Here is a 21,083-nt window from a genome sequence, read left to right on the forward strand (position 1 = left end):
TCAAGTCAGGCCCCATCTTCGGCGAAGGAACCATTCGAAGGCGAGGAGAAAGACGAGGAGGAGGCAGATCCACGCGGTGTCCCAGAGGGGGATGAGGCGGGTGCGGGCTTCCATGGGAGCGCTTTCCCGCAGGAGGTTGCGCACCACTTCGGAGATTTCCGGAGGAGAAATGACCCGCCCGCCGGAAGCGGTGGCCAGCTGCTGGAGATAGGCCAGATCGGCGGCGGTCTCGGTTTGCTCCAGTTGTTCGCGAAAGACCATGAAGCGGGCGCTCAACTCCGTGCCGTCGGGCAAAGTGGTGCTGGCGCGGTAGCGGCCCTCGGTGCGGGGGGTGAAGGTGACGCTCGCGGAGCCTCCCTCGGGAGCCGGCTCGAAGGTGAGCCGGGCCGCTGGCGAATCCCCGTGCTCCAGCTGCAGCGGCGGCAGGGGAGTGGGGGCGGGTTCGCCATTGAAGAGGAGCTCGAAGGTGATGCTCTCGCCCAGCGGCAAGTTGGCGGTCGTGGTCTGCAGGGCATAGCCCGCACCGGGGCTGATGCCGTCGTTGGAGAGCAGCCAGAGCAGGAGCTGGTCCCAAAAGAGGTCGTAGAGGTTGTTGTCGAACTCGGTCTTTTCGTTGAAGACCCAGTGCCAGAGCTTGGCGACCCCAAGAGAGAGGGTTTGGCCGCTGCCGAGACGGCGGAAGACGATGGCCGGGAGCTCGGAATGATTTTGCCCGTAGGCGGCGGCCAGGGTCTTGGGCTTGCCCCTGGGATGGTAGGCGAGAATCTCCGGCAGCTCGGCAGCATCGGCGCGGGTGTGCAAGAGACGGAAGGGCGGGATGGAGAGACCGCTCTGGGTGACCTCGATGCGGCTAGCGCTGGGCGCTTCCTCACTCCAGTCGATGGGTTCGAGGTCGGCTTGGGCGGCCCCGGACCAGGCCTGACCCCGCGAAAAGAGGACAATGCCGCCTTTGGTGTCGACCCATTCCTCGAGGGCGGTGAGGCCTTTTTCTCCCAGGATGGCTTCGACTTTTTTTCCGAGAATCACCACCCGGTAGGAGGAGAAATCGGCCACGCTCTGGGGCGTGTCGAGGTCGCTCTCCGCGCGCCGTTCGTTGGAGCGGATGGCCCGGGTGCGGGTGGGAGTGAAGCGGACTAGGGTGTCGACCTCCAACTTGTCATTGCGGGTGAGGGAGCGTCGCAAAAAGGTGGTGTCCCAGTAGGGTTCGCCCTCGATGAGCAGGAGGCGGATTTTTTCGTCGAGGACGTTGAGGTAGCTCACCGTCTCGTTGTTGTCGGTGCTCACCTCGCCCCGCAGGGGACGGACCCGGAGGGCGTATTCGAATTGTCCGGCTTCTTTTTCCGTGGTGATAAACTCGATGTCATGGAAAGGCTCGGTGCCGGTCTCGATGCGTTTGCTGTCCTTGAGTTCGCCCTCCCGCAGGAGGTCCACGGTGAGGGTCTCCTGCTGGCAGCCGAGGGCGCGGATGGTGGCGGTGAGGCGGGTGGCCTGATGGCGGAAGGTGTAGGGGTGGTAGGTGGTGGCGCGGATGGAGAGGTCGCGGGCCGAGCCCTGGGCGCCGAAGGGCACGGCGTAGATGGGACAATCCCGCGCCGTGGCCAGGCTGGCCGTTTGTCCGGGTGAAATGGTCTCCAGATCATGGCCGTCGCTGAGGAGGAGGAGGGCCGCGGGTGGAGCCCCGGTGGCGGCGCGAAAGATGCTGCGCAGGGAACTGTGGAAGCGCGTGGTGGGACCTTCCGCCGCCAGGGTAGCCAATTGCGCGGGTGAGCTGTAGCGAGCTTCTTCATCGAATTCGAAAAAGGTGAAGGGGGAGCTCTCCTCTGTACCCAGCACGCCCGCCTCTTCCAGGGCTTGGCGGGCGTGATCCAGGCGGGGAATGCCACCGTCATCACTTTCCTGCATGCTCGCCGAGCTATCGACTGCCACGAGCAGGGAGCGCTCGATGGAAGGCGGGGTGAGGCTTTCCTCCCGCGACGGGCGGAGGAGAAGGACCAGGATGCCGAGGATGGCAAGCAGGCGTAGGGTGGTCAGCAAGCCGTTGCGCAGGGGGCCCAGGCGTCGCCCGGGGAGTCGGTGGGCAAAAAGGGTGAGCAGCACCCCGATCGCTGCCAGGAGCAGGATCCACGAGAAAGGGAGGATGGGCTGGAAAGTCATGTCGTGCGGGTGGGGCGGGATTGCGGGGCGAGGAGAGCGTGCAAAAGGCTTTCCACCCCAAGCAGCAGGAGCGCGGTGAGCACGAACCAATGGAAGATCGGACGTCCTTGGCTGAGCTCGCGAAAACTCTGCCCGCCCTTGACCTGGGCTCCCTGCGAGTCCTTGGGGGCCCGCTCCGGGAGCACGGCCACGTCCAGAGTGCGGAGATCGCTCTCGCTTTCGGAGGGGTTCACTGCGAAGGCGCGCAGGAGACGCCCCCCGCGACCGGGAAGGGAATGGATGCCGGGCTCCTCGGGAGTGAAGGTGAGAAAGGCCCGCTCGCCCCGGAGGTCGATCTTGGTCGCCATTTTTTCACCGGAGGGACTGCGCATCTCGCGGCCGAGCACTTCGCTGGCCCAGGTGTCGAAGCTCACGCTGTCGCCCAGCTGGTAATCGTTGGCAAGGGTTTCTCCTTGGCCCAATTTGGCGAGAAGGTCGTGGATCCAGCCGGGGAAAAGCTGTTGGCGGGCGAGATTGGAAGAAAGCTCGGAGACCGAGAAGTTGCACAGCAGCAGGGTGCCGAGCCCGACCTGGGCCTCGGCCATCGCCGGGGTGCCATCGGCGTAGTGCAGGAGAATGCGGCCTTCCCCGGTGGGGATGGCGTGGTAGAAATCGTAGAATTCCAGAAAGGCCAGATTGCGCCGGCGCTCGCCCTCGAAGAGTCGGAGAAAGGGGGAGCGGAAGTCTCCCCGGGCCACCTTCATCGCGCCTCCCGGGAGGTTGGCCGAGCTGAGCCTGGTAGTCAGCTCCAGGGGTAATTCCGTGCCGCTGGCGAGGGCCAGTTGCGCCAGATTCTCGCGGTCCTTGTCGCCATCGAGAAAGAGAATCATCCCGCCGCCGGAGGTCAGGTAGGTGGCCAGGAGGGCGGCTTCTTCCTCGCTCCATGCCGCGGTGCGCGAGGCCAGCACCTTGGAGGTGCCCGAGAGGGCAGGGGCGGTGACCGGCTGGTCCACCAACTCGCGCACCCGGTAGCTCCCTCCTTCTTCTCCCCTTTCGCCGTAGGGGTTGACGGCGGCGCGGAGAAAGCGGGCGGGCGGGGAGGGCTCGCCTTCGCGGGCGGTGGTGAGAATGAGGGTTTCCTCCGCCTCGCCGACTTCCACCACCAGCCAGCGGGTGTTGTCGAGGGTCAGTTGGTCTTGCCCCAGCCGGAGGGTGAGGGCGTGCAGGCCGGGAGGGAGGGCGGGGAATTCCACGCTGATCTCGCTCTCCGCCCAGGGGACGAGCTGGAGGGGGACCTCGCGGGCCTGGCTTTCGCTGGCCACCACTTCCAAACGGCCGTGGTAGTGATCGGCGGAAAAATTGGCCACCCGCGCCCGCACGGTGAAGGGGCGGCCGCGCACCGGGGCCTCCTCGCCGAGGCTGGCGGAGAGGATGGCTTGGTTGGCCCGCTCCCCGTCATCCGTGGTGGGGATGAAGAGGAGGCGGGCCTGTGGGGGGAGTGTTTCGAAGTGGATATTGGCCCAGTTTTTGCGCTGAAAATCGGAAAGGTAGTAGATCTCCACCGGGCCCTCGGCCTGTTCGGCCAAGCGGGTGAGCTGGCTGTTGGCGGCCTTGAAATTGGCTTCCACCGGCTGGGGCTCCTGCTCGGCGAGGAATTGACGGGCGGCAGCGACGTTGTGGCTGAATTGGGAAAAGGCGGTCTCCGGCGTGCGGCCAACCATCACGAGATTGACCTTGTCGAGGGGATCGAGGGAGGCCAGCAGGCGCTCACACTCACTGCGCGTGCGTTTCCAGGTGGAAAAGTTGCCATCCCGATGCGCCATGCTGAGGGAGCGGTCGATGGCAATGAGCACGTGGCGATGGCCCTCTTGCGCGTCTTTTTTTCCCAAGCCCAGCACGGGATTGAGAAAGGCCAGGACGAGGGCGACCACGGCGAGGGCGCGCAGGAGAAGGTAGAGAAAGTGGCGCCATTTGAAAACGCGGGAGCGTCCCGCCACCGCTTTCTTGAGGTCGGCCAGCGAGGAAAAGACGTATTTCTTGGGAAAGCGGCGGCTGAGCCAATGGATGAGGAAGGGGAGGGCGGCCACCGCGAGCAGCCCCCACATCGCGGGTGGAGTGAGGAAGGTCATCGCGGGGGAGTGGGGGTGAGGTCGTTCCAGTGGCGGAAGCCCAGGTAGGCCTCGATGGCATCGAGGTAGGGCCGGGCGGTGTCGAGAATGGCAAAATCGATGCCCTGCTGGCGGGCTCCCTCGCGCAGGTCCCGCGTGCGCCGGGCGACCGTTTCTTCAAAGGCGGCGCGCAGCTCGGCAGGCTCGACTTCCATTTGTTCGTTGGTCTCGGCATCGACAAAGCGGGCCAGCGGGGCATCGGGCAAGGTGCGTTCGTCGGGATCGGAGAGCTGGAGCAGGAGGATGTCGAAGCGCCGGTGGACGAAGGGGCCGAGGGCGTCGAGAATGTCAGCCGGGTCTTCTCCCAAAAAATCGGAGAGCACGACGAGGCGACCCCGGCGCTTGAGCAGGAGGGCGCTTTCCCGCAGGGAATTCGCGATGGAGGTGGGGCCGCTGGGTTGCAGGGCGGGCTTGATGAAGGTGCGCAGCATTTCCTGCAAATGGCGCTCCGTGCCGCTCGTCGGCAGGTGGCTCAGCACCCGGTCGCCGAAGAGGGTGAGGCCGACCTTGTCCCCTTGCCGCATCATGAGGCAGGCCAGGGCGGCGGCGATGCGGGCCGCGCGCAGGCTTTTGCTCTCCTTCCCTTTGCTGTGATAAACCATCGAGCCGGAGGCATCGACCACGAGGTGAACGGCCAGGTCGGTGAGCTCCTCGTAGGTGCGGACGAAGAGGCGCTTGGTGCGGGCGTAGACCTGCCAATCGATGGCCGAGGTCTGCAGGCCGGGCTGATACTGGCGGTGCTCGGCGAATTCTCCTCCGCTGCCGAGGTCGCGCGATTTGTGCTTGCCTGCGAAGCGGCTCTCGACCGCGCTCTTGGCGAAAACGAGGAGGTTTTTGAAGCGGTTGAGCTCATCCTCGTCGAGGAGTTGGCGGGCGTGCGCCAGATCGGCCTGCTCCCGGGCGAGGCGGGCTTTTTCCTGCAAGTCCCGTTCGACCTCCTGGGCCCGCTGCAGGCTCTCGGCCAGATTTTGCCCGGAATCGGAACCGGCGGCGGCGGCCTTGGCGCGGGCGAGGGAGCCGCTGCGCTGCGAGGGCAGGGGCGGAGGTCCCAGGGAGGGGCCTTTGGGCAGAGGGGGAGGGATGTATTTGTCGAGCCAGCTCATCTCCTCGCAGGGTTATTTGCGTTCTTCCAAAAGGGCTTTCACCACCTCGCCCGTGCTCAGTCCTTCGCCAGTGGCGCGGTAATTGGTCACAATGCGGTGGGCCAGCACCGAGGGGGCGGCGGCGAGGACATCCTGCCGCTCCGGAGCCGCGCGGCCATCCATGAGGGCAAAGGCCTTGGCTCCGAGGATGAGATACTGTGAGGCGCGCGGACCCGCTCCCCACTCAATGTATTGCCGGGTGGTCTCCGCCGGGGAGGCTTCCTTCGGCCGGGTGGCGTGGGTCAGGGCCACCGCCTCCTCGATGACGGCGTCGGCCACCGGCATCGCGCGCACCAGCTTCTGGATGGCGAGCAAGTCCTCGCTGCTGATGATCGGGGAGAGGGTCTGGCCCTCGCCGATGGTGGTGCGCTTGACGATTTCCTTCTCTTCTTCCGGACTGGGATAGCCGAGGTCGAGGGAGAACATGAAGCGGTCGAGCTGGGCCTCGGGCAGGGGATAGGTGCCTTCCTGTTCGATGGGGTTCTGGGTCGCGATGACGAGAAAGGGGTTGGGCAGGGGCCGGTTTTCCCCCGCCACCGTTACTTTGCGCTCCTGCATGGCCTCCAAAAGCGCGGACTGGGTTTTGGGCGGAGTGCGGTTGATTTCGTCCGCCAGGAGAAGATTGGTGAAGACGGGACCGGGCCGATACTCGAATTCCAAGCGCCCTCCCTGTTCATGAATCACCTCCGAGCCGATGATATCACTGGGCATGAGGTCGGGGGTGAATTGAATGCGTTTGAAGCCAATTCCCAACACATCGGCGATGGAATGAACGAGCAAGGTCTTGGCCAAACCGGGAACCCCGATGAGAAGGCAGTGACCGTTGGAAAAAAGGGAGGCGATGAGGCGGCGGATGATGTCGTCTTGGCCGACAATGACTTGGGAGAGTTCGCTCGTGATCTTTTGAGCGGAGTCGCGGGCGGCGGCAACGGAGAATGAGGAATCCATGAAATCTTGGGAAAAAAGCTACAAAAGTTCTAACGTCTCTCGTGGCATTTCTTATGCCTAAAAGGATAAAAAAAGGCTTCTACAAAGATGTCTCCCTTTTAGAACGCTCGTGGCAAGAGGTCGTCAGGATTTGGGCGCGACATTGGGGACGAAAAAGGTCTTGATGGCGTCTCGACATGATTCGTCCTTCCTTTCTCGTCTTTGCCTCCGCCAGTGCGGTCGGCTCGCAATTCGTGCAGGCGCTGCAGACCCAGCGTGATTTGTCCTTGGCGGCAGTTGGCGGGGATTTGCGTGCCGAGCTGGCCTTCTGGGCCCTTCGCCAAGCGGGGGGGCGGGAGGATTTCGCCGAGACAGCTTCCGGGGAGGAGGCGGGTCTCTTTTGGCAAGGCTTTTTCCCCCTTGGCGAGGAGTGGACGCCTTGGAGCGAACAGGAAACGCCGCCTCGGGTGATTCTTTTTTTGGAGCCTCCGGTGACCGCCATGCGGGCCTGGCATCATGCTCTTCTGGCGGCTTCGTTGGAAAATAAAGTGAGTTTCAGGGAAGCTCTCGTGGCCGAGGAACCCCGCCGTGACGGGCGCGAATGGCCCCGGCGCAATCCTTATCCGCCCAGCTTGCAATACCGCCAGCGGGCGCGCTTTGCCACGCTCATTGGCCAAGCGCGAGAGGCCGTGGGCAGCGAGCGGGTGAAGGTCTTGTTGAGCGAGGATTGGGAAAAAGACCCGGCTGCGGTGGGTCGGGAGGTGCTGGCCTTTCTCGGCAAATCCCCAGACCACGAACTGGCGATCCCGCCTTTGCCGCCACAGCGGAATCTCCGCGGCACCCATCATTTTGATCAGGCCGTATCCCGCCTGGCCGGGCGCTTGCCGGGAGGACGGGTCCTCAAGTCGGTTTTCGGCAAAACCTGGCAAGACCGTTACCAAGCTCTCAGCGAGCGCATTTTCGCCCCCATGTCCGACTGGCGGATCGATTCCATGGTGGAAGACGAGTTGCTGGAGGAATTCCAGCCCGAAGTGCGGGCTCTCGGCGAGCTTCTGGGTCGCGACCTCAGCCACTGGAACGAGCCCCGCTTTCCGCGTTCGGAGCACCACCACGAGCATTGACTTCCAGGAAGTTTGGGCGTTGCGCCAGTTTTTTTGTTCACCCCGGTGCCCCGTCCAAAAGCGAAGGCGTTTAGCTGCCGAGAGAAAGACCCTTGCGCTGGTGGGAGACGCCTCATGGGCGCGATTCCGGCAGGATGCCGGATGGCACATTCTGCAAGCTGGAAGCTCGCAGCCACGGCACAGGGAGGGTGTAGGACTTTGGTCGCACCATAGCCCTGGTCAGACAAGGGAGCGTGGACACTCTTGTCCACCCCGGTGCCCCGTCTAAAAGCGAAGGCGTCTAGCTGCCGAGAAGAAAGACCTTGGGTTGGTGGGAGACGTCTCATGGGCGCAATTCCGGCAGGATGCCGCATGACACATTCTGCAAGCTGGAAGCTCGCAGCCACGATTCGGGGAGCGGATGCCTCGGCGAGGCATCCCTACCGGGGGGTATTAGGCTTACTTCTGGCGCGCGTTGGCCTTCAGACGCAGAGCATTAAGGGCGATGAAGCCGGTGGCGTCGTTCTGGTTGTAGGCTTCTTCCTGCCCGCCTTCCATGGTGGCCACCGCTTCGTCGTAGAGGGTGTGCACGCTGCGGCGACCGGCGTTGATGATGTTGCCTTTGTAGAGCTTCACCCGCACTTCGCCGGAGACTTTTTGTTGGGTGCTGTCGACGAGGGCCTGGATGGCTTCGCGCTCGGGGGCGAACCAGAAGCCGTTGTAGACGAGCTGGGCGTATTTCGGGATGAGGCTGTCGCGCACGTGTTGCGCCTCGCGGTCGACGACGAGGGTTTCGAGGTCCTGGTGGGCGGCCAAGAGAATGGTGCCACCGGGGGTCTCGTAAATGCCACGGGACTTCATGCCCACGAAGCGGTTTTCCACGATGTCGATGCGGCCAATGCCGTGCGCTCCGCCGAGGAAGTTGAGCACCCGCATCACGCCGTAGGGATTGAGCAGGGTGTAGCCATCGGCCTCGCCCGTGGGGGTGACGTCGCCGAGCTTGGCGATGACTTCGTCGAGGCCGTCGGTCTTGAGGCCCACGCAATCGCCTTTTTCAAAGAGAAGCTGGAGATACTGGGGCTTGTCGGGGGCGTCCTCGGGAGCGACCGAGAGGGTATACATGTCCTTGTCGGCTTCGGTGGTGCCGTCATACCAAGTGTCCTCGAGGGCACCGGCTTCGTAGGAAATGTGGAGGAGGTTGCGGTCCATGGAGTAGGGCTTCTTCATGGAGGCTTTCACCGGAATGCCGTTGGCCTCGGAGTAGGCGATCATCTCGGCCCGGCCGGGGAAGTCCTTGCGGAAAGAGTCGTCGCGCCAGGGAGCGATCATCTTGATGTCGGGAGCAAGGGCGGCGGTGGAGAGCTCGAAGCGGACCTGGTCATTGCCCTTGCCAGTGGCCCCGTGGGCGATGGCGTCGGCCCCTTCCGCGATGGCGACATCGACCATGCCCTTGGAGATGCAGGGGCGGGCGATGGAGGTGCCGAGGAGGTAACGGCCTTCGTAAAGGGCGTTGGCGCGGAACATGGGGTAGATGTAGTTGGCGGCGAAGTCTTCCTTCAGGTCGCCGATGAAGCATTTGGACGCGCCGGTGGTGAGGGCTTTTTCTTCCAGACCATCGAGCTCATCGTCTTGACCGACGTCCGCGCAATAGGCGATCACTTCGGCGGAGTATTTGTCCTTGAGCCATTTGAGGAGAACGGAGGTGTCGAGACCTCCTGAGTAGGCAACTACGATTTTCATATGTGCAAAGGGCTTTAGGGGAATCCTTCGGGAGAATCACGCGAAATTTTTGGGAGAGGGTGAGCTGGGGGGAATTTGGGACAGGATTGACAGGATGGGACAGGATTGGCTTTGGGTAGTTTTTGGACAGAATTTGCGGAATGAGACAGAATGAGTGGGAGGGGAGGAGGATGTTTTGGGGGAGACTTGAGAGGAGGGGAGAGGATTTCTTGACGCGGGCAGTGGGGTGTTTTGGGACAGAATTTACAGAATGAGGCAGAATTTTTTTGGGCAGATGCTTGGTTTGAAGGATTGATCTTTCGTTGAGGAAAAAGGTGTGGTAGGAGAAGGGATGTTGCTCGGTCGGGTTTGGGGTCACAAGGGGGCGGACGGCGGGGCGGCCAGCAAATCCGCCCGGAGATCGGCGAGTGTATCCTTGCAGAGCACGACGGAGCACGGCCGACGCTGGGGGCGAAGACTCTCCCGATTGTCCTTCTGGTCGATGGTGCTGGTGACTCTGGGGGTTTGGACCCGCTGGTCGTTGATGGCCATGGGTCTGGACTTTGCGGAGGCGGATTTGCCGATGTTGAATGGGGCGATGCTGTTAGTTGGGGCCGTGCTCATTATTACGAGCCACCTCTTGATCTTTGTGTGTGACCACTTGAGCGGGGGAGAGGCTCCCCTGGCAGCCTGGGCGCTGGTCGTCTTCTGGGTGGGTCTGCCTGTGGGTGGAATGCTAGCCGGGTTGGTCGAACTCCTCGTCTCATGAGTCGACCCTTCCATTTTCCATTTTTAATTCTCCCTTCGTTTCCATAAGGAAAGGGCGTGTTCGATTTATCGGTGGTCCAGTGGGTGATGGCGGTTTTGGCGGCGCTGTCGGTGGGGATTTCCAAGGCAGGGTTCAGTGGCGTGGGGATCATCCAGGTTTATCTGATGACCGAGCTCTTCGGGATTCATCAGGTGGGCGTGCTCTTGCCGATGCTCATTGTGGCCGATTTGATTGTCTTTCCGGCCTACCGGAAGCATGGCAGCTGGCCGCCAGTGTGGACCCTGCTCTGGCCCGCTCTGGTGGGGATGTTGGCGGGTTTTTACTTGTTGGGAAAAATGCCCGAAGGCCTGGCCAAGCCTCTCATTGGAGGGATTATCCTCTTGATGGCGGCCTTGCAGCTGGTGCGCAAGAATCGTCCCGAGGCCTTCCAGCCCTTTGCGGAATCGCGCAGCTATGGGGCGGGGGCCGGGGTGGTAGCGGGCTTCGCCACTGCGGTGGCCAATGCCGCGGGGCCGGTCTTTCAGCTCTTTTTACTTTCGCGCAATATTCCCAAGTTCGAGCTGATTGGGATCGGGGCTCGCTTTTTTCTCCTCATCAATCTCATCAAACTGCCTTTCACCGGCGGCTTGGGTCTCACCACCGGGGAATCTCTCCTTTTTAATCTCAAGCTGGTGCCCGTGATTTTTCTAGGCGTCGTTGTCGGCAAGTGGCTCTTGGAGAGGGTGTCGCAAAAGTGGTTCGAGCGCCTGGTGCTCATCTTTGCCCTCCTTGCAGGTGGCAAGCTGCTGCTGTTTTCCTGAAAAAGCGGTGGGAGAGAGGGCTCAGGGCTGTTGTTCGGGATTCCTGAGAAGCTGGAAATTCTGGTAGGCGAAGAGGGCCATGAAGAGGGTGACAAGAATCAGGCCACCCATCAGGCCGAGGAGACCGGCCCCCACCGCGATGGCCAGCCCGATGCCGTAAGTCACCTTCTGACACTTGGGCCCGAGGAGGGCTTTGAGCATTTGCCCCCCATCGAGCGGAAAGATGGGGAGAAGGTTGAAGACCGCCCAAACGATGCTGATGATGGCGAGCATTTGCAGAAAATACAGGCCCATGGAGTTGGGCAGGCCCCCTTGGTAGGCGAGGAGCCCGATGAGCAGTCCCAGCGCAATCTGGATCGCGGGACCCGCTGCGGTGACGAGAAAGTCTTGCTTGCGATTGAAGCGATTGCGCGGATAAGTGGCGAAGCCCCCGAAGGCCTGCAGGACAATCTCGGTCGGGGCTCCAAACTTGCGAATGGTCAGGGCGTGCCCGAGCTCATGCACCAGCACGGAGATGAAGCCGGCGAGAACGAAGAGGACGAGCTTGAAGAGGTCTTCCCCGCTGTGGATGGTCCCCGACCCAATGATGGCGAGGGTGATCCAGAACCAGGGAAGGACGGTGACGGGAATGCCAAAGAGGCGAAAGCGAACCATGAGTGGAGATTAGTGGAATTTCGCCCTGCTGGATAGGGTGAGAGGCGGAAATGACAAGACCGGAAGTTCACTTTTGCGCCGGAAGACTCACCCGGCGGGTTTTTTTTTCCTGGTCATCCGTTCTGAAATCTCTTGTTATTGCGACTCAGTATCAACAAAAAGCTTGTCAGGGGGCGAATTGTGGGGCAGTTTCGTCACATGTCCCCGCTGCTTGATTCCTCTTCTCCCGCTCGCTCCTCTTGGGATGAGCTGGTTCCCCTCATGGCGGCCATCGCTCCGGGTGAGCAGATCCGCTTGAGTGATGCCTTGTTGGAGTTGCATTCCGCTTGGCGTCGGCGGGACACGGACCCCAGTGGTTTGGTCGAGACTTTCTTGCTGAATCGCCGTCGTTTGCAGCGTTTTGATTACTTGTGGGCTTTTCGGCTCCGTCGTCGCTTGGAGGCCGGGTGGCAGGTGCGGATCGTGACTCCCGGCAGCACGCAGGTTTTTCCGCTCGATTTATCCTGGCCGTCTCTGCATCAGGTTCTATCCGCCGCCCGGCGCGAGGTCTTTGAGCAGGGAGAGGCTGATTGGAGCGAGATTGTCGCCTTCATTGAACCCCTTGATTAACCCCCCTGAAAAATGGCCAAGACCCTTTGTGATTGGAAAAAAGACGACATCGCCCGGCACCCTGAGCGCCTGGCCAGCTTGTTGATCGAACCGCAGTATTTTTGTCGCAAGTGCGCCCGTTGTTCGAATACCCGCAAGGCCCTTTGCAAGCCGGCTCCTCTTCCCGTGCCGGCCTCGTTTCGCTAGAAAAGGGAATTCCCTCTGACCTCCTACTTCTGCTAACACCTTTTTTATGAAGGTTCACTTGCAGAAGCTGATTCTCGAACTCTGGTCGGGTCTCTGGTTCATTCCCGGCTTGCTCACTTTGGGTGGCCTTTTGTCGGGCATTTTTTTCTCGGGATTGCTTGGCGATCCAGTTTTGCCGGGGAGTGAGGTCCCCGTTTTCAAGCCGTCCATGGCGGTCTCGGTGCTCACCAGCCTGGCGGGAGCTTCCATCACCGTGGTGGGGGTGGTCTTTTCCATCACTATGGTGGTTCTTTCGTCGGCTTCTTCCCAGCTGGGTCCGCGTTTGCTCACCAATTTTCTGAATAAAACGGGCACTAAGGTCGCCATCGGGGGTTTTGTGGGCTCCTTTTCTTATCAACTGATTGTGGCGGCGACTCTGGCTCTCGAGCGTCCCGTCCCCGATGCGGCCGTTTGGGTCGGCTTGGTGGGTGGACTGGCCTCCTTCGGTATTTTGCTGGGATTTCTCCATATGGTGGCTCGCTTTATCCAAGTGCCTTATGTGGTGGACGAGGTGACTGGCAATTTGACCGAAGCCTTGTTGGCGATGAAGGAGAGGGGAGGAAGCAACCCCACCGGCACCGTGCCCCTGGAGGAAAGCTGGGGTCGCTATCGTCGGATGGTCCGCTTGCCGAAGGAGGGGTTTGTGCAAGCAATTGAAATCCCCCATCTTTGCCGGATCGCGGAGGAGAAGAATGCCGTCATCCTCCTTCAGCGACGGGCGGGGGAATTTGTCGCATGTGGTGATGTCGTCGCCATTGTCCGCAGTGAGGACGAGGAGCTGGACTTGCAGGAGGAGATTTCCCAATCCTATAGCCTGGGGGCTCAGCGCACCGCGCAACAGGATGTCGAGTTCGCGCTGCGGCAGCTCATAGAGATCGCCTCGCGCGCGCTCTCGCCAGGCATTAACGATCCCGAGACTGCGCAGACGGTCATTGCCCGGGTGGGAGGGGCTTTGGCCAGAATTGCGGAAGGAAGCTTGCCGCCGGGGCTTTGGCACGATGAAGAGGGAATTCTGCGGGTGACCCTGGCGATTCCCACACCGGCTGGCTTGCTCGATGCGGCTTTCCACCCGCTGCGCCAATTTGGCTGTGAGGTGGTTTCTGTCTCCATTGCTCTCATGGATTGCTTCGAACGCTTGTCCGCACGGGATCTCCATCCCGACTTCGCCAGCGCCTTGCGGCGTCATGTGACCCTTCTCGATGAGGCGGTTCAGAAAAAGAATTGGTTGGCGGAGGATTATCAGGATCTCGAAGAGCGCCGCGACCGGGCCTTGAAAAATCTCGCCGCCATCCCGGGTTGAGATTGGCAATTTGCAAGATGGAAGGGACGTGCTGCTGGGCATTTTGCAGAAAAGGGCCCTTCTTGCAGACGAGGGTGAATGATTTTATGTCTTATTATCAGTTAGTTATCTGATTGGCAGGGGAGTTGCGAGAGAGGAGGAGAGATGAAAATGACCCCTCTCCACCCTCAACCCATTCAGACCCCGGAAGAGATCGCCAAGGTTGCTGCTGAGGAGCGACCAACACACGACCGGGCGGTGCAGGATTACCTCCAGCAACTCCATCAGAGGACTCGGGACGCGATCAAAGGCTATCGCAAGGCTGCCGAGATGGTGAGTCAGCCCCAGTTGCAGACTTTCCTGAGCAGCAATGCCGAGCAGAGAACCCTTTTTGAAAAAGAGCTCGCCTCCCACCTCCAGTCTCTCGACGTGGAGCCGGGCGAGCACAGCAGTTTGCCCGGACGCATGCATCGCACGTGGATGAGCCTTGTAGAGACCTTCTCCGGCGACGAAAGCGCTCTTTTGCGTGAATGCGAGCGTGGGGAAGAGGCTGCGGTCAACGACTACGAGGAGGCTCTCTCTTCCTTCCGGCTTCCTCCTGAGATCGCGGGGACCATCGAGCGCCAACGAGACCAGGTGCGGGAAGACCTTCGCCGCCTCAAAACCCTGGAGCTCACCTGGGAATCGTAAGCCCGGACTCAATCTCACTTTTTAACCTCCAACCAATCACCCCAATAAAACTATGAATACGACAACCACCCAGACTGACGGAAAAACCCGCGACCTCTTGCGCATCGTGCTTGCCATCCTATTGCCGCCCTTGGGAGTCTTCTTCCAAGTCGGTTTCGGTTTGCACTTTTGGCTCAATATCCTTCTCACCATCGCCGGATATATCCCCGGCATCATCCACGCCCTGTGGGTCATCTTGAAGGAGTAAGGGGCTCGCAAACGAGTTCGCTCACTAGAAAAGGCCTGCTTCGGCAGGCCTTTTTTGGCGGGTAGGAGAATGACAGGGCGAGCGGCGTGCTCAGTCCTCAAAGGTGAGAAGGTTGACCAGATCCTGGCCATAGCTTTCGACGTAATGGTCGGTTTCGAGGGGGCGTCCGGCTGCCAAATCGGAAACCACCTCGTGCCAGAAGCGCAGGCTCACCGATTGCTCCCGGTTCAGGGAGTCAAGGATTGCAAGCGCTTCGGCGTATTTTTGTTGTCGCAGGAGGGCCAGCATGCGGGAGAAGGGCTCGCCATCCTCTTGTGAGAGCACTCGTTCCACGCTTTGGCGCAGCTCTTGGGGGCGCACGGGCTTGCAGAGAAAGTCGAAGCATTGCTGCTCAAGGGCGGCCATAGCGTTGGAGGCATTGATGTGGGCGCTGCACAGGATCACCGGGAGATCGCGTCCCGCTTGGCGCAAGCGGCTGAGAGTGGCCAAGCCGTCCAGCTCGGGCATGCGGAGGTCGAGCACGGTGACGTCAAAGCTTTCCTTTTCCACTTTGTCGAGGGCTTCCCGCCCATTGGCGGCAGCTGTGACCTCGTAATGCTCGGTTTTCAATGCCAGGCTAAAGCCGAGCCGTAAGGTGGGCTCATCATCGACGATCAGTATCTTTGGGGGAGGGGTCATGGTCTTGATTTGGGGTAAAAAAGGGCCTCACACGCGAGGAAGGTTGCAAAAGAAGAGAGTGCGATTGTCCTTGGTGCGCCGGTAACCAATGCGGCCTTCGTGGGCATTCACGATCTCGCGGGCAATGGAAAGACCTAGTCCGATGCCTTCGATCTGGCTCTGGTCCGGAGCGCGGTAAAAGCGCTCGAAAATGCGATTGCGCGACTCTTCCGGCACGCCCGCACCCTCGTCGTAGACTCCAAAACGGACGTCGTCGGCCCCCAGCGCTTTGGCCGTCAGGGTCACGGTGCCACCGGGAGGACTGTGCTTGATGGCATTGGAAACGAAGTTGTTGAGCACCTCGATGATGCGGATCCGATCAACGAGCACATCCGGCACACCATCTTCCAATTCCAGCTGGAGGGTGACCTCGCGCTCGGCCGCCTGCGGCGTAAAGGTGGTCAGTACGGATTCATAGAGAGTGGCTGGCGAGATTTCTTCCCGGGTCAAGGAGCGCGCACCGCTGTCCATGCGGGACATCTCCAGGAGATTGCGCAGGGTTTCCAGCAGTCGCTCGCAATCGTTCTGCGCCGAGGTGAGCATCTCGTCCTGGGTTTCGTTGAGGTCCCCGATCTTTTTCTCGAGAAGAAGATGGAGAACCATGCGGATACCGGTGAGGGGCGTCTTGATCTCGTGACTGACTGTCGAGATGAGATTGGACTTGAGGTCGTCGAAGAAGCGCAGGCGGGTGACGTCGATGAGGAGGAGAGCCCAACCCTCCAAGCCCTGCTGACTCTCGGTGAGGCGGAAGATGCGGGGAAGGAAGAAGTGCTCGGTTTCGTTGATGCGCAGCAGGAGGGCTTCGTCGAGCCGCTCGACGAGCAGTTCTTCGTTGTGGTCCACGGCATGGGCGATGCGCTCGGAGATGTTTCGCGGCAGCACTCCCAGAGTGCCCAGATTCTCAAAGAGAGCCTCGGCGCTAGGGTTGAGCTTTTCGATCTGTCCTTCTTTGCTCAGCAGGATAATGGGGTGGGGGAAGCTGGCCAGGATAGCCCGGCTCTGACGGTCAAAGCGGAGCAACTGTTCATCATTGGTGCGGCGCATCAGCCGCAGCTCGGAGGCCATTTCGTTGAAGGCCGGAATCAACTGGGCAATCTCGTCGGTGGAATTCCTCACCGGGAGGGTGAGCTCGAAGTTTCCCCGGCGGATTTCTTTGACCGAGGCGATCAGATTCAGCAGAGGATCAATGATCACCCGATTGGCTTGGAAATAGAAAACCGTCGAGGCAATGACCCCCAGAACGAGGAGGCCGCCGAGGAGCCAATTGCTTTGCAGGGTCTCTCTTCTCAGCTCTTCATTCCGCAAGCCAAAACGCTCGTCGAGCCAGAGAAACTCATTGAGCGAAAGGTCTGACACCTGTTGGGTGAGATGGGCAATCTCGTTGCGGGCCTGCATGCGGGCAGAGAAGTCTTCCGGTTGGTAGGCGAAAAGCTCCTGGTAGCGTTGGCCATACTTGTCCAATGCGGATTTCAGCCGCTCGAGGCTCTGCCGCTCGGGTTCATCAGCGGTGGCGCGGATGAGTGTGAGCGACTCCATCATGCTCGCAAAACTGTTTTCGAAATGCTCCCGCGGGGGGATGGGGGGCAGCTCGCTATCGGAGACCACCATCGCCGGCAGATAGTGGGTATTGATGGAGGACGTGCCGAAGCGCAGGTCTTGGATGGCCCGCGACTGATCTTGGAACTTCACGGAAGATTGGATGAAGGCGTCGCTGGTTTGATCAAGCAGCCACATTGCCCCGCCGCCCGTGCCGAAGAGCAGCAGGAGGAAAACTGAATTGCCAAAAAGTATTTTCCGTTTCATCCCAAATTCAGCTTTTTCCGTTTGCGGTAGAGAGTGGCGTTGTCGATGCCGAGGATCTCGGCGGCTTGCTGCAGGCTTTCGCTGCGGGCGAGCACCTGCTTGATGTGTTCTTCTTCCAGTTCGGCCAGGGTGATGTTGCTTCCGCACAGGGAGGAGACGCCTCCGGGGCCTTTTTCAGAAGCTGACCCGGTGGTGAGAGGGAGCTCTTGGGCCGAAGGGAGGTCGCGGGCCTCGATCTCATTGCCCTGTGCGAGGATGGCGGCTCTTTCAATGGAATTGCGCAGCTCACGCAAGTTGCCGGGCCAAGGGTAGCTCTTGAGGGCCATCAGGGCTTCGCTCGAAAAGGCCAGCCCCTCCCGCCCCACTTGTTTGCCAAAAAAGGCGAGATAATTGTGGGCGAAGACCTGCAGGTCGCGGGGGCGTTCGCGCAGAGGCGGCAGTTCGACCGAGATCACGTTCAGGCGGTAGAAAAGATCTTCCCGGAATTCGCCCGCAGCCACCATCTCCGCCAGATTGCGGTTGGTCGCGGCAATGATGCGGACGTTGCTTTGCCGGGTTTTGGTTTCACCCAGGCGCTCATATTCTTTCTCTTGCAGCAGGCGGAGCAGCTTGGGCTGGATTTCCAAAGGCAGCTCACCGATTTCATCCAGGAAAAGGGTGCCTCCGTCGGCGGCTGCGACTTTTCCCCATTTGTCCTTCACCGCGCCTGTGAAGGAGCCTTTGACGTGACCGAAGAGTTCACTCTCGAGCAGCTCCTTGGACAAGCTCGGGCAGCTCACGGTGACGAAAGGGTTCCCGGCCAAGTGGCTCTGCTCGTGGATGGCCTTCGAGATCACACTCTTGCCAGTGCCGCTTTCCCCCAAAATCAGAATCGAGGCCGGGGTGGCCGCAGCGCGAAAGAGGGTGGAGAGGCTCTCCTGCATGGCAGGCTCCTTGGATTCAAAAGTGGAAGGCGGAGCCTGGGTGGACACTTGGGTCTGCAGCTCCTTGACCTCGGTTTCCAGATTGGTGATTTTCTTCTGCGTTCGGCTCGCCTTTTCGGCTTTGAGCAGAATGGCCCGCAGTTGGTCGGGAGTGAAAGGCTTTTCCAAGTAGTCGAAGGCACCCTCGCGGGTGGCTTCCACCGCAGTCTCGATCGATGCATGGGCGGTGAAGATGACCACCGGCAGGTCCGGGCGATGCTTCACAATACCTCGCAGGACCTCCATTCCGTTGTCTTCCCCCAAGCGCAAATCGAGAAAGACGAGGTTGAAATCCGCCTCCTTGAGCTTCATCTCTGCGATGCGGGCACTGTCCGCCGTTTCGGCGTAGTGCCCCTCGGCCTCCACGGCAATTGAGGTGGTGGTGCGAATCGACTTTTCGTCGTCAACGATCAGGATGTCCATGGAAAGAGGGAAAGGGTTAGCGCAACTTGTGCCGTTCAAAAGTGGTTGAAAGTCAAGAAAGACAGAGAATAAGATCGTGCATTTTGCCAGTTTTCAGGCTGGTTTCGTGCAAAATGCAAGGGAAAGCCCCAGCTGAGAGGCCAAGAATGCCAGAAACCCACGCCTCGCGGGGGAAGCAAGGAGTGGGCGCTGGACAGACAGGGTTTTTGTTTTTTGGGGGGAAGGAAGGATTAGCGGTTGGCTCCCACCGCGTAACCGGCGGCTCCGCCGAGAGCGGCTCCCACTGCGGCCGAGCCCGCCCGATTGTCGTCGTCGCCAAGGAGGGCACCAGCACCAGCGCCGATGAGGGCTCCCGTCGCGGCGTCATTCTGGCTTCGGGTCTGGAAGTTCGTGCAGCTTGCAAGGGACAGGCTCAGCAGGGAAAGAGTAAGGGTCAGTAATTTCATTTGTTTATAGCTTAGGGTTCAGTTTCGGGGAAATGGGGTCAAAGGACGGATGATTAGTCAGTGGCGTCTTCGATGGCGTCGCCAACTTCTTCGCCGGCATCTTCGATTGCTTCAATGGCTTCCTCTTGGCGTTCCTCCGCTTCCGTTTGTTTCTCGCAAGAGACGAGGGCGAAGGGAGCAGCCAGCATGGCTGCGAGCAGGATGGTGTATTTTTTTTCTTTCATAGCATTTTTATCAATTTGGGGAGATTCAAGTGACGGCCTCAAGCGGCCAGGGTTTCCGACATCACGAGCTCGGTATCGGGCACTTCGTCGCGGGAAATCTCGTGCTGGAGGGCCTTCAAAAATCCGGCAAACTCGCGACGATGTTCTTCTTCGTCGGTGAGAAGCTCGATCATCAAATCTTGCGTGGCCGGATCCGCCCCTTCAGTGAGCTCAATCATCCGACGATAATGGTCAATGGCAGCGCTCTCCGCGTCGATCACACCTTTGATCACGCTGACCAGGTCGGTCGAATCCGAGGGCGGCTGGAGAGAACGCTGGGAGCGCTCCATCTGCATGCTGCCGGGGACGGTGCCGCCGAGAGCTTTGATGCGGGAAGCCAGCTTGTTGGCGTGTCCCAACTCGTCAGCGACCTCATCTTTGAGAATTTGGCGCAGGGAAAGGGCGCGCAGACCATCAAGATTGACGGAGGCGGCCAGATAGTTTTCTACCGTCTCGATTTCCATCTCATAAGCGTGCCGCAACCCGGCGATGATGTCTTCGTGCAAGGGGGTTTCTTTCATCGTGATTGGGGAGTAGCTGGAGAAAGACCAATCGAGGGAGTGAAATTCTACTCGTCTGATTTTTAGCCTCTTAAATTTTGAAAAAGGGTGCTCTCTGCGTTGGGCAGAGGGCTCACGTCATGCGTTCTGCATGATTTGGCGCATGGAAATCATGCAGGGAGCTTGATGGAATCGATTGACCTTTCAGCACTCTGTGCAAAATTCACCCCCTTCCAGCTCGGATTTTTCCTTTAGCTTGCTTACCTTAAAGGAGTTGTTATTTTTTAGGGCTGCGGGGTGGAACGGAAGCTGCGGATAAGGTGTTGATTGCCCCCACAATATGACAACTTGGTTTTTAATCTTTCTCATCACCGCCGTAGCCGCCGCTCTGGTTGGCTTTCTCGGCTTGGCTGGTTTCGCCGCCGGGCTCGCTCAAGTGCTGGCCGTCGTCTTCTTGGTCGCCTCCGCGCTCATCGGACTCAGCAGTCTCAATCGCAGGTGAAAAGGGGAATCCTGCCTTCGGATATCGGCAGAGGGTTTCTCTCATTATTTTCCGGTTCAAGTGACAATTACGGCTAGAGCCGTAGTCCAAGAGGGGGCAGAGGATTCAACTCAAACCAAACAGGGCCGAAGACAATGAATTTGTGTCTAGGCAAATAAAAGGAAATAAGATACAACTAATTTATGAATAAAGGTTTTAAGACATTACTTTTCGCATTGTTCGCTGCTTGTGCAAGCGCCGACGCTCGAATCGTATTGTCTGAGGGTTTGTCCGTGCAGTCCTTGAAGGCTTTGGGTATTGACCTCCGTTCTCTTCTCCAAAAAGGTAATAGAATTGAACTCAGCAGGGAGCTTACGCTCACTTTACCAAATTCCCAAGATTCTGTGGCCATGGGACCGGGACAAGTTGAAGTCGACCTCGATGCCCATGAGACCGTTTGGCGCTGGGCTTTTCATGAGCACAAAGCGTTCTCTTGGGATGAAGCCCAAGCCCGCATGGAGAGTTTTCATCGCCTTTTCAAAGATTCGATTGTGCGGCAGAGTGAGTGGCGCAACAAGGATGATGGGGAAAGCGTCTTTGCTTCTCCTGCTGAATCCTATGCCTTAATCGGGGAAAACCTTTTTCAATTTGGATTCCTGGAGACTCGTGATGCCAAGCGGCCCTATCGCTTTCGCCTGATGATGTTTCAGGGGCACTTGAGTGCGTCCGGAGCCTCTCCGGTGGTGGTGACTCGCAGTGGGGACAAGGCCGAAAGTGGGGGAGGAGGCGAAGTCCTCTCCTCCGAAGGAGGCTATCCAGTGGTTCATTTTGGAGCGAGGGTGACGCCGCCGGTCCATTCCTTGGCGGCCGCCCAACAAGCGATGATTACTGGGGATCCCTGGAGAGGTGGCTATGTTCTTTGGGGGTCGATCGCAATGGTCTTTGCCACGACTTGTTTTCTCATGGTGAGGGACATCAAGAAGCATCGCATCTTTTGTTCGCGCGAGGATCTGGTGAACTAGCGAG

Annotated in this window: 22 protein-coding genes; 10 read left to right on the forward strand and 12 right to left on the reverse strand. The window is 59.9% G+C overall.

The window, feature by feature from the left end; genetic code table 11:
- The 4 genes from JIN78_RS03270 to JIN78_RS03285 are packed head-to-tail and all read right to left on the reverse strand — an operon-like array spanning position 1 to position 6,391.
- Positions 1 to 2,154 carry a vWA domain-containing protein gene (locus JIN78_RS03270; protein WP_200390501.1) on the reverse strand — a complete coding sequence of 718 codons (2,154 nt, stop codon included), beginning with the start codon at positions 2,152 to 2,154 and terminating at the stop codon, positions 1 to 3.
- Positions 2,151 to 4,262 carry a vWA domain-containing protein gene (locus JIN78_RS03275; protein WP_200390502.1) on the reverse strand — a complete coding sequence of 704 codons (2,112 nt, stop codon included), beginning with the start codon at positions 4,260 to 4,262 and terminating at the stop codon, positions 2,151 to 2,153. The genes JIN78_RS03270 and JIN78_RS03275 overlap by 4 nt, the downstream gene beginning before the upstream one ends.
- Positions 4,259 to 5,404, reverse strand: a complete 1,146-nt coding sequence (locus JIN78_RS03280) for a DUF58 domain-containing protein (RefSeq protein ID WP_200390503.1) — start codon at positions 5,402 to 5,404, stop codon at positions 4,259 to 4,261. Before JIN78_RS03280 ends, JIN78_RS03275 begins: the two co-directional genes overlap by 4 nt.
- A gap of 12 nt (positions 5,405 to 5,416) precedes the next feature.
- Positions 5,417 to 6,391, reverse strand: a complete 975-nt coding sequence (locus tag JIN78_RS03285) for an AAA family ATPase (RefSeq protein WP_200390504.1) — start codon at positions 6,389 to 6,391, stop codon at positions 5,417 to 5,419.
- Positions 6,392 to 6,567: 176 nt separating this feature from the next.
- Here JIN78_RS03285 and JIN78_RS03290 point away from each other — a divergent pair, with 176 nt between their 5' ends.
- Positions 6,568 to 7,491, forward strand: coding sequence for a hypothetical protein (locus JIN78_RS03290; RefSeq protein ID WP_200390505.1), 924 nt, complete (start codon positions 6,568 to 6,570; stop codon positions 7,489 to 7,491).
- 438 nt (positions 7,492 to 7,929) lie between these two features.
- On the opposite strand, the gene JIN78_RS03295 is transcribed toward JIN78_RS03290, so the two are convergent.
- Positions 7,930 to 9,210 carry an argininosuccinate synthase gene (locus tag JIN78_RS03295; protein WP_200390506.1) on the reverse strand — a complete coding sequence of 427 codons (1,281 nt, stop codon included), beginning with the start codon at positions 9,208 to 9,210 and terminating at the stop codon, positions 7,930 to 7,932.
- A 331-nt stretch (positions 9,211 to 9,541) separates the two neighbouring features.
- Between JIN78_RS03295 and JIN78_RS03300 the strand changes: the two genes are divergently transcribed.
- Together JIN78_RS03300 and JIN78_RS03305 are read left to right on the forward strand one after the other, a co-directional pair.
- Complete coding sequence (locus tag JIN78_RS03300) at positions 9,542 to 9,958, forward strand: hypothetical protein (RefSeq protein WP_200390507.1); 417 nt, start codon at positions 9,542 to 9,544, stop codon at positions 9,956 to 9,958.
- Positions 9,959 to 10,014: 56 nt separating this feature from the next.
- Positions 10,015 to 10,758, forward strand: a complete 744-nt coding sequence (locus JIN78_RS03305) for a sulfite exporter TauE/SafE family protein (protein ID WP_200390508.1) — start codon at positions 10,015 to 10,017, stop codon at positions 10,756 to 10,758.
- A 21-nt stretch (positions 10,759 to 10,779) separates the two neighbouring features.
- Here JIN78_RS03305 and JIN78_RS03310 read toward each other — a convergent pair whose 3' ends face one another.
- Positions 10,780 to 11,412, reverse strand: a complete 633-nt coding sequence (locus JIN78_RS03310) for a site-2 protease family protein (RefSeq protein ID WP_200390509.1) — start codon at positions 11,410 to 11,412, stop codon at positions 10,780 to 10,782.
- A gap of 198 nt (positions 11,413 to 11,610) precedes the next feature.
- On the opposite strand from JIN78_RS03310, the gene JIN78_RS03315 reads away from it, so the two are divergent.
- The 5 genes from JIN78_RS03315 to JIN78_RS03335 all read left to right on the forward strand — a co-directional run bounded on the left by JIN78_RS03315 (position 11,611) and on the right by JIN78_RS03335 (position 14,462).
- Positions 11,611 to 12,021 (forward strand): hypothetical protein, encoded by a 411-nt coding sequence (locus JIN78_RS03315; protein ID WP_200390510.1) that lies wholly within the window; start codon positions 11,611 to 11,613, stop codon positions 12,019 to 12,021.
- A 12-nt stretch (positions 12,022 to 12,033) separates the two neighbouring features.
- Positions 12,034 to 12,207 (forward strand): hypothetical protein, encoded by a 174-nt coding sequence (locus tag JIN78_RS03320; protein ID WP_200390511.1) that lies wholly within the window; start codon positions 12,034 to 12,036, stop codon positions 12,205 to 12,207.
- 46 nt (positions 12,208 to 12,253) lie between these two features.
- Complete coding sequence (locus tag JIN78_RS03325; protein ID WP_200390512.1) at positions 12,254 to 13,546, forward strand: DUF2254 domain-containing protein; 1,293 nt, start codon at positions 12,254 to 12,256, stop codon at positions 13,544 to 13,546.
- 144 nt (positions 13,547 to 13,690) lie between these two features.
- On the forward strand, positions 13,691 to 14,215 hold the full coding sequence (locus JIN78_RS03330) for a ferritin-like domain-containing protein (RefSeq protein WP_200390513.1): 525 nt from the start codon (positions 13,691 to 13,693) through the stop codon (positions 14,213 to 14,215).
- A gap of 52 nt (positions 14,216 to 14,267) precedes the next feature.
- On the forward strand, positions 14,268 to 14,462 hold the full coding sequence (locus tag JIN78_RS03335) for a YqaE/Pmp3 family membrane protein (RefSeq protein ID WP_200390514.1): 195 nt from the start codon (positions 14,268 to 14,270) through the stop codon (positions 14,460 to 14,462).
- A 90-nt stretch (positions 14,463 to 14,552) separates the two neighbouring features.
- Here the strand turns inward: JIN78_RS03335 and JIN78_RS03340 are convergent, their stop codons facing one another.
- The 6 genes from JIN78_RS03340 to JIN78_RS03365 all read right to left on the reverse strand — a co-directional run bounded on the left by JIN78_RS03340 (position 14,553) and on the right by JIN78_RS03365 (position 19,597).
- Positions 14,553 to 15,140: a response regulator gene (locus JIN78_RS03340; RefSeq protein ID WP_200390515.1), complete on the reverse strand. Its 588-nt coding sequence runs from the start codon at positions 15,138 to 15,140 to the stop codon at positions 14,553 to 14,555.
- A gap of 27 nt (positions 15,141 to 15,167) precedes the next feature.
- Complete coding sequence (locus tag JIN78_RS03345) at positions 15,168 to 16,982, reverse strand: HAMP domain-containing sensor histidine kinase (RefSeq protein ID WP_200390516.1); 1,815 nt, start codon at positions 16,980 to 16,982, stop codon at positions 15,168 to 15,170.
- A complete protein-coding gene (locus tag JIN78_RS03350) occupies positions 16,979 to 18,367 on the reverse strand; it encodes a sigma-54-dependent transcriptional regulator (protein WP_200390517.1) in 1,389 nt (462 codons plus the stop codon). The genes JIN78_RS03345 and JIN78_RS03350 overlap by 4 nt, the downstream gene beginning before the upstream one ends.
- 230 nt (positions 18,368 to 18,597) lie before the next feature.
- Positions 18,598 to 18,813 (reverse strand): YMGG-like glycine zipper-containing protein, encoded by a 216-nt coding sequence (locus JIN78_RS03355; protein ID WP_200390518.1) that lies wholly within the window; start codon positions 18,811 to 18,813, stop codon positions 18,598 to 18,600.
- 53 nt (positions 18,814 to 18,866) lie between these two features.
- Positions 18,867 to 19,037, reverse strand: a complete 171-nt coding sequence (locus tag JIN78_RS03360; RefSeq protein ID WP_200390519.1) for a hypothetical protein — start codon at positions 19,035 to 19,037, stop codon at positions 18,867 to 18,869.
- A 38-nt stretch (positions 19,038 to 19,075) separates the two neighbouring features.
- A complete protein-coding gene (locus JIN78_RS03365) occupies positions 19,076 to 19,597 on the reverse strand; it encodes a ferritin-like domain-containing protein (protein ID WP_200390520.1) in 522 nt (173 codons plus the stop codon).
- Positions 19,598 to 19,916: 319 nt separating this feature from the next.
- Here JIN78_RS03365 and JIN78_RS03370 point away from each other — a divergent pair, with 319 nt between their 5' ends.
- Together JIN78_RS03370 and JIN78_RS03375 are read left to right on the forward strand one after the other, a co-directional pair.
- Positions 19,917 to 20,078 carry a DUF1328 domain-containing protein gene (locus JIN78_RS03370; RefSeq protein ID WP_200390521.1) on the forward strand — a complete coding sequence of 54 codons (162 nt, stop codon included), beginning with the start codon at positions 19,917 to 19,919 and terminating at the stop codon, positions 20,076 to 20,078.
- A 389-nt stretch (positions 20,079 to 20,467) separates the two neighbouring features.
- Entirely contained in the window at positions 20,468 to 21,079 is a 612-nt protein-coding gene (locus tag JIN78_RS03375) for a hypothetical protein (RefSeq protein ID WP_200390522.1), read from the forward strand.
- Positions 21,080 to 21,083: the final 4 nt, after the last annotated feature.

Source organism: Roseibacillus ishigakijimensis, assembly GCF_016595415.1.
Lineage (GTDB): Bacteria > Verrucomicrobiota > Verrucomicrobiia > Verrucomicrobiales > Akkermansiaceae > Roseibacillus > Roseibacillus ishigakijimensis.